Here is a 6,454-nt window from a genome sequence, read left to right on the forward strand (position 1 = left end):
GGTACACGTGGTGCAGCGTGGTGTTGTATTCGAAGGTGTTGAAGCGCCCGCCGATCACGTGGATCAGGCCGCCATGCGCCACGCAGCCCACATGGTCGCGCGCGCCGGGCAGCGGCTTCAGAGCGGTCCATCGATCGGCCTTCGGGTCGTACACCTCATGCCAGCCGACGCTCGCGCGCTCGGCCGCCGGCTCCGATGCGCCGCCGATCAGGTGCAGCCGCCCCTCCAGCATCACGGCCGCCGCCGCACCTCGCGGCCGTGGCATCGGCGCGATGGGTCGCCAGGCGTTCGAGCCGCTGTCGTACACGAACGCCAGCGCATCCGATCGCCGGTTCTGTTCGACGAAGCCGCCGCAGGCATACAGCAGGTCGCCTTCCGCTGCCACCGCCACGTGGTTCGCGCCGCGCGGCAGCGGCGCACCGTTGAGCCAGCGGTCGGCCGCCGGCTCGTAGATGTGGTGGTAGTCGCGGTTCACCGCGCCCTCGCCGTACCCGCCCACGATGTGCATCTGCCCGCGCACCACCGCTGCCCACGCCATCTCGCTGCGCGGGATCGGCAGCGCAGCGCGCGCCACCCAGCGCCCCGGCGGCCCCGCAGGCGCCGTGCTGTCGAACACGCGTTGCGACTCCTGCTCCGGCGACAGGTGGTGCGGCGTGCCGCCCCGCAACTGCGCATACGGCGATGAGGCGGGTGGCAGCGGCGTCGGCGCGGTCGTCTGCGCCAAGGCCCGCCCCGCGCCCAGCGCAGCCGCTGCACCGATGACAAAACTGCGACGAGGAATCCTGTGCATGGTGTTCTCCCTGGGCCCGTGGTCGACGCCGGAGCGTAACTGCCCGGGTAACCGCGTGTCGTCGTCATCATCTTCTGTCACCCAGGTGACAGAATCGCCGGTCGCCCAACACGCCCACCCCATGACCCGATCCGCCAGCGTCACCCGCACCCTGCCCGCCCTGCTTCTCACGCTGATGCTCGCTGCCTGCGGCGGCGGCGGTGGCGACAGCACCAACGACACCGCCCAGAAGCCCTCCCCACCCGGCACGCCGGCCTCCAGCCCGTCGAGCGCCGACACCCAGCCGCCGGTCGTCTCCGCATCGGCCACCGTGTCCACCGAGGCCGTGGCCCTCAGCGCGCTCGCCACCGACAACGTCGGTGTCACCTCGGTCACCTTCCTCATCGATGGCAGCGCCATCCAGGTCACCGTGCAGAAATCGCCGAGCGACGGTTCGTACACCTCGTCGCTGCCGATCGGCCTGATCACGAGCGGCACGCACAGCTTCGTCGCGGTCGCGGTCGATGCCGCCGGCAACAGCACCACCTCGGCCGAGGCCGGCTTCACGATCGGCACCCCGGCCGGTGCGCCCGGCAGCAGCGACACCGTGCCGCCCACCATCACCGCCGCCGTGCAAGGCAGCTTCGGCCTGGTCAAGCTGACGGCCATCGCGAAGGACGAGACCCGTCTCTTCGGCGTCGACTTCCTGGTCGACGGCAAGGAGACCGGCACCTGGGCCTCGCTGCACTACCTCAGCACCGATCCGGCCGACCAGTACTACGTGCTGTTCGACACGACGACGCTGGCGCCCGGCGCGCACACCGTCGTCGCCCGCGCGCGCGATCTCGCCAACCACACGACGCTGTCGGACGAGATCGTGCTGAACATCGACCCGAATGCCGGCCTCACCGAGACGGAGCCGAACAACACGCTGGCCACGGCCAACGCAGTGCCGGCCGGGCAATTGCTGATCTCCGGCACGCTGAAGAACGAGACCGTGGTCATCGGCAGCTCGAAAATCGTGCACACCGACAGCGACTACTACCAGCTGACGATTCCGGCCGGCCAGACGCTGACGGTGCGCATGCTGACCCCGCAGCACCAGGGCTTCTTCGTCTCCATCGTCGACGCGACCGGCGCCAAGCTCTCCGGCGATTCCGAATGGCCCAGCTCGGGCGAGGTCAGCGTGGCGTACACCAACGGCGCCACCGCGCGCGAGGCGTGGATCCGCCTGTCGAGCATCCCGTACGACTTCGAGACCCGCGACCAGTACACGCTGACGCTGAGCCTGCAGTAACGCCGGAACGCTAGTCGCTGGTGGCCACGACCGCGTCGGCCGCCAGCGCCGAGCGCATCGCCGAGGTGCTGCGCCAATCGGCCTGCAGCACATCGTTGCCGGCGGCCTGGGCGGCCGTGCCGGCGCTGTTCGCCCGGCGCTGCCACAGCGGGCTGATCCAGCCCTTCTTCATCTGGTCGCCCAGGCCCGGGTCGTTGTCCTTGCCGCCCTGGATGTCGCGCCGCGCGTTCTTCACGTTCACTGCGCTGTACTGCGTCATCGCCGAATAGAAGGCGATGCCGCCGGCGCCGGCCGCGAGCATCACCTGCGCCCACGCGGGCAGGCTGCTGGTGCCGCTGATCGGCTTGTGCGCCTGCGCCGGGTCGTTGGAATGCGCGTGCGCTTGCGCGGCCAGGTGCTTGTTGACCTCGTACACCACCGCATTCACGCCGCGCCCCAGCAGCAAGGCGCCGGCACCGCCCAGCACGCCGAAGGTGAACTGCTGCGACAGGCGCTGCCCCACCTGCGCCGAGTACTCCAGCGGCGAGCGCAGCTTGGCCCAGCCCTCCGACCACGCAAAGGCCACCGCGGTGTTCTGCATCGCCTGGCCGAACAGCTGCCGTGCGAAGCCGTTCTCCTCCAGCCCGGTCAGGTTGCCGTCGGCGATCTTCTGGAGGTCACGCTCGCAATCGGCGATCTCCGCGGCGAGATGCACGGCCACGCGGTCGCCGGCCTCCGGGTCGGTGTCTGGCGCGGGCGGCTGCGCCTGGTGCGCATCCAGCCGTGCCTGGAGTTCCTGGCGGTGGCTGTCGACCATCGCGCTCACGCGGCCGGCGATCAGCATCTCCGGCTCGACGACCAGGCCTTGCAACTTCTTCGGGTCGATGCCGGTGGAGCGGATCTCGCGGCCCGCGTTCCAGTCGGCCTGCCCTTCAGCGTTGAAGAGGTCGCCGTACAGGATGCTCAGCCGCAGTTCATCGGCCTGCGCCGTGCGCTCGTCCTGTCCGGCCCCCAGGTGCTGGCCGAGCAGCGCACCGAGCGCGATCGCGACCGACACGCCGGTGATGGCCGCGGCCGGCACATGCCTGGCCTGCATGGCAGGCGCCAGGATGCCGCTCAGGCCGCGCAAGGTGCGCCAGAACACCTGCGCGTTCGTCGAGTTCTTCTGGCGCTTCTGCATGCCTTCGAGGCGCAGGCCGTCCAGCACGAGCCCGGCCGCTTGCACGGCGCGTGCGGTCTGGTCGTTCTGGATCTTTTGCAGGCCCTGGTGTTCGTCGGGGGTCAACGCGCGCAGGAAGTCCTGCAGCTGTTCTTCAGTGGGGGCCGGGCTCGTCGGCAACGCGTGCGCCGGGTGTTTCGCGGCAAGCTCCTGCAGCATCGCACCCATCGCGGCGGCATCCTTCTGCGCCAGGTCCTTCAGCTGCACGAGGTCGGCCTCGATCTGCTGCAAGGTCGTATTGGCCTTGAGGTTGCCGGGCATCTTGCCCATCGGCCCACCCTTCTGCCGCATCACGGTGATGGCCGAGACGATCGATGTCTGCAGGCCCGCCGTCACGAAGGGCTGTGCCGCCAGCGCCGCGACGCTGCCGCCCAGCACCTTGGTCGGCGTGCTCTCCAGCGCCGCGAACGGGATCGCGCCGTACAGCACCGCCTGGAACAGCGAGCCGCTGCTGGGGATGCAGCGCCCGCCCTGGGTGGCCATGTCGTCCATCGCTTGGATCTTCGCGTCGGAGAGTTGCAGCACGTTCTTCTGGAAGTCGCGCAGCACCGCGGGCGAGAGCAACTGCGCCAGCTGGTCGTGTGACGGCGTGGTGCTGCCGTCGGGGCGCGGCGCGAGCGGGTTGTGGCGCACCTCGTTGACGAGTTTCGCCGCGGCGCCCAACTGCGCTTCGCCCGGCATGAGTGCACGTTGCGCCGCGAGCTTGCGTTCGAAATCGGGCAGGTTGCGCGCGAGACGCACCTCTGGCGGTGCAGCCCCGAGCGTGCCCAACGCGCCCAGGTTGCCATCCTGGCGCGGACGCGTGCCCGCCCGGGTGCGCGGCGGACGCGTGATCGACGGCCGGTCGCCGTCGAGTGGGCGCGTGGACGAGCGGGTCCTCGCGTCGGGCTGATCAGGGTGATCGGGCTGGGTTCTGACCGAGGGCGCGCGGCTGGTCGTGGCGGTCGGCTTCGGGAGGGTCGGCATCGACATGGGGTGGCACGGGTGAGTGATCGAATGGACGCACTGTCTTCGGGCGTCGCTGTCACATTTCCGCGCGTGCCGAAGCGCCTGTCCCGAATGCGAAGCGGCCTGCGCCGTCGACGGGACTATCCAGGCGTTTGTCATCCCACCGTCACGCGGCACGACATCGTGCAGTCATGCTCGCCGCATACGGTGGTGGTCCCTTCAGGAGACCACCCCATGACAGACCTGCATCGACGCGACGTCCTCAAACTCATCGGCGCCGGCGGCCTGGGCGGCGCGTTGCCAGGCAGCATCGCGAATGCACTGGCCGTGCCGGCCCATCACCGCACAGGCACGATCGAGGACGTCGAGCACATCGTCATCCTGATGCAGGAGAACCGCTCGTTCGACCACCTGTTCGGCACGCTGCGCGGCGTGCGCGGCTTCGCCGACCCACGGGCCGTGACGCTGCCGTCGGGCCAGCCCGTCTGGTACCAGCCGACCGCGACCGGCACGCTGCTGCCGTTCCGCCCGCCGGTGGCCGATGTCGGGCAGACCTTCCTGCCGGATCCGCCGCACGGCTGGAACGACACGCATGCCGCGTGGAACGGCGGCCGCTGCGACCAGTGGGTGCCCCACAAGGGCGCGGTGACGATGACCTACCACACGCGCCGCGACATCCCCTTCCACTACGCGCTGGCCGATGCCTTCACCGTCTGCGATGCCTACCACTGCTCGGTGCTCGGGCCGACCGACCCGAACCGCTATCACCTGTGGAGCGGCTGGCTCGGCAACGACGGCCGGCAAGGCGGGCCGGTCATCACCAATGCGGAAGCCGGCTACGACTGGACGACGTTCCCGGAGCGGTTGACGCAGGCCGGCATCGGCTGGAAGGTCTACCAGGACGTCGGCACCGGCCTGAATGCCGCGGGCTTCTGGGGCTGGACCTCGGACCCCTACATCGGCAACTACGGCGACAACGCGCTGCTGTACTTCCACCAGTACCAGAACGCGCCCGAGGGATCGCCGCTGGCCGTCGCGGCGCGCACCGGCACGCAGATCAACGCGCTGAACCGCGATCCGGCGCGCCTGTTCGACACGCTGCGCGAGGACGTGCGCAACGGCCGCCTGCCGGCGGTGTCGTGGATCGTCGCGCCGGAGGCCTTCAGCGAGCACCCGAACCATGCGGCGGATTTCGGCGCCTGGTACAGCTCGCAGGTCATCGACATCCTCGCCTCCAACCCCGATGTCTTCGGCAAGACGGTGCTGTTCATCAACTACGACGAGGAAGGCGGCTTCTTCGACCACATGGTTCCGCCCACCCCGCCGTTTGCCGGGCAAGGCGCGTCGACGGTGGACACCGTCAACGAGATCTACCCGGCCGGCGACGCCGCCCACCCGAGCGCACCGTACGGCCTGGGCATGCGGGTGCCGATGCTCGTGGTCTCGCCGTGGAGCAAGGGCGGCTGGGTCAACTCGCAGGTGTTCGACCACACCTCGCTGATCCGCTTCATCGAGGCACGCCACGCGAAGGCGCATCCGCAACTCGTCGAGCCCAACATCACGCCGTGGCGGCGCGCCGTGGCCGGTGACCTGACGTCGACGCTCGATTTCTCGCGCCCGGACCGGGATCGGGTGCGGCTGCCGAGCACCGCGGGGCTGATGCCTGCGAACCTGGTGCGCCACCCCGACTACGCGATCGTGCCGCCGACCTCGCCGCTGCTGCCGGTGCAGGAGCCCGGCGTGCGGCCGGCGCGCGCCCTGCCCTATGTGTTGCATGCCGAAGGCGCGGCGAACACCGCGACGGCATCGTTCCAGCTCAGCTTCGGCAACACCGGCAAGGCGGCAGCCGTCTTCCATGTGCGCTCGGGGCAGGCGGCGCAGGCACCGAGGAACTTCACGGTCGAGCCCCAGCGTTTGCTGTCGGCCTCGTGGGCGGCGGCGGTCGATGCGTCGTATGACCTGTCGCTCAGCGGGCCGAACGGCTTCCTGCGTGCCTTCAAGGGCAAGGTCCGCGCCGACAGCAGCAAGCTGCTGATCCGCGCGAGCTACGACGAGGGGCGCCTGGGCATCACGCTGTCGATCACGAACGTCGGGCTGCAGGCGGTCGGCCTGCGGGTGCGCGACGGGTATGGCGACGGGCGCGGTGACGGGCGTGGTGACGATCGCTGGGCCGACCGGCTCAGGCCGGGCCAGTCGACCGCGAAGTACTGGCCGCTCGAACGCAGCCGCGGCTGGTACGAGC

Annotated in this window: 4 protein-coding genes; 2 read left to right on the plus strand and 2 right to left on the minus strand. The window is 70.1% G+C overall.

Annotated elements, in window-relative coordinates; translation table 11 throughout:
• Nucleotides 1-790, minus strand: a 790-nt coding sequence (locus AC1D15_RS14160) for a Kelch repeat-containing protein (protein ID WP_477826486.1), incomplete at its 3' end; no start/stop codon positions are given.
• 121 nt (nucleotides 791-911) lie between these two features.
• Between AC1D15_RS14160 and AC1D15_RS14165 the strand changes: the two genes are divergently transcribed.
• Nucleotides 912-2,066, plus strand: a complete 1,155-nt coding sequence (locus tag AC1D15_RS14165; RefSeq protein ID WP_477826487.1) for an Ig-like domain-containing protein — start codon at nucleotides 912-914, stop codon at nucleotides 2,064-2,066.
• Between the two features lie 10 nt (nucleotides 2,067-2,076).
• On the opposite strand, the gene AC1D15_RS14170 is transcribed toward AC1D15_RS14165, so the two are convergent.
• Nucleotides 2,077-4,236, minus strand: a complete 2,160-nt coding sequence (locus AC1D15_RS14170; RefSeq protein ID WP_477826488.1) for a hypothetical protein — start codon at nucleotides 4,234-4,236, stop codon at nucleotides 2,077-2,079.
• 210 nt (nucleotides 4,237-4,446) lie between these two features.
• On the opposite strand from AC1D15_RS14170, the gene AC1D15_RS14175 reads away from it, so the two are divergent.
• Nucleotides 4,447-6,454: phosphocholine-specific phospholipase C (locus AC1D15_RS14175; protein ID WP_477826489.1), on the plus strand; the 2,008-nt coding region annotated here is incomplete at its 3' end.

Source organism: Rhizobacter sp. P2_H2, from assembly GCF_056403375.1.